Below are 1828 nucleotides of genomic sequence, written 5' to 3'. Positions count from 1 at the left end.
GGCAGGGGCAAAGGAGATGGAAAAAAGGGAGGGCCTGGAGACGGGGCAGACACACCGCCCGGCTGCCTGTTCGATTCAGCAGATCGCGCACCTCGCCATGCTGGTGTCTGGCGCCTCCGCCGCCTGCCGGGCGCTGCTGGCGCAGGGTGCCGCACCCGCTGCCGCTTACTCCCTGCTGCCAGCCGCGGCCCCTGCCCTCAGCACCGCCCTGAGCAAGCTGTCCGCCCGCACCTCGCTCTTCAGCTCCACCACGCTGGCCAGCAAGGCCGCGGCCGCGCAGCCTGCGCCTGCCGAGGCCCCCTCCACCCCCAGCGCTGCCATGGAGGGCAAGGTGATGATGCACCCGGGGATGGCCCGCGACGAAAAGGTGGACCGCCCCTCTGACAGGCCCACCCCCACCACCGCGGGCGGCAAGCTGGAGGGCAGCTACCTGCTGATGCACCCTGTGTACAGCAAGGACTACCTGGAGAGTGTGGCCCCCTCCCACAAGCCCCCCAAGCAGCTGCACGAGAAGGTCGGCTACCATGCCGTGCAGGGCCTGCGCTCCATCTTCGACTATTTCACCGGGTACGGCGATGACATGAACGAGCGCAAGTGGCTGGCGCGATTCATCTACCTCGAGTCGGTGGCCGGCGTGCCCGGCATGGTGGGCGGCATGCTGCGCCACCTGCGCTCGCTGCGCACCATGTCGCGCGACAACGGCTGGATCCACACCCTGCTGGAGGAGGCGGAGAACGAGCGCATGCACCTGCTGACCTTCATGAAGCTGCGCAACCCGGGCATCGTGTTCCGGGGCGCGGTCATCGCCGGCCAGGCCCTGGTGTTCAATGCCTACTGCATCGCCTACACCCTCTCGCCCCGCACGTGCCACGCCTTTGTGGGGTACCTGGAGGAGGAGGCGGTGAAGACGTACACCCGCGCCATCCGCGACCTGGACGACGGCAGGCTGCCCAAGTGGGCCAACATGCAGGCGCCCGACATCGGCAAGTTCTACTGGCGCCTGGATGAGGGCGCCACCATGCGCGACCTGCTGCTGGCGGTGCGCGCCGACGAGCAGTGCCACATCCACGTCAACCACACCTTCTCCACCCTGGATGCTGATGACACCAATCCCTTTGCCCCCGGCTCCGTGCACGTGCCCTGAGCGCTGGCACCGGCAGCGGCTCCAGCAGTGGGTGCGCCCAAGGCAAATCCTCTCCATGCACAGATAGCCTCGTGACTGCACGCTGTTGTACCTCACCACCTTTCGCCTGTTCCTAGGCGCCTGTAGATAGTTGACGGGGCCTGCTGCAGCCTGGCCCTGCCACGCTGTTTGCTGCGTCTGTCATATCCGCCCTCTGCGGCGGTGCCCTGCCGTACCCACTCGACATACACTGCAATCATCCTGCCATAGCGCCCTCTGCCTCGTGGTATTGGTCGATCAAACTGCACGCGAAACACAGCGGGACTCTGCACTGCATCACCTACCCCCGCCTGGGTCTGGTTCCGTCTTCTTTCATGTCCTTGTAGGGTTTATTGCGTAGGCGTATGTCTATCCTCCTGCCATGAACTTCAAGATGAATCTTGATACAAAAGCTTGACTATCCTTTCTCCCTGGTCGATCGACTGCCCGGCCTCACTGCCGCTCGCCACAACCTCCCTAGCCATGCTTTCCTCGGCGCTGCTCTTGCAGCGGCAGATGCAGCACGCGTCTGTCCAATCAGGCAGACGCGGCAACTCTTCATGGCTGCCTCCTCAAGTTTGTAACAAAACCTGGTTAACTAAATGATGCTGCGGCCACTGTGGCATTATGGCACATCAAAGTGCTGTAAAACTCTGTCATGGGCCC

1 protein-coding gene is annotated in these 1828 nt (G+C 64.0%); it reads left to right on the top strand.

Going from position 1 to position 1828, the window contains the following annotated elements; translation table 11 throughout:
* On the top strand, window positions 1-1144 hold a 1144-nt coding region (locus IP76_RS23385; protein WP_210166779.1), incomplete at its 5' end, for an alternative oxidase.
* Window positions 1145-1828: the final 684 nt, after the last annotated feature.

The organism is Rhizobium sp. AAP43, assembly GCF_001296045.1.
Classification (GTDB): Bacteria; Pseudomonadota; Alphaproteobacteria; order Rhizobiales; family Rhizobiaceae; genus Allorhizobium.
The sequence above is the reverse complement of the archived record's forward strand: the minus strand, read 5'-3'. Positions and strand labels throughout refer to the sequence as shown.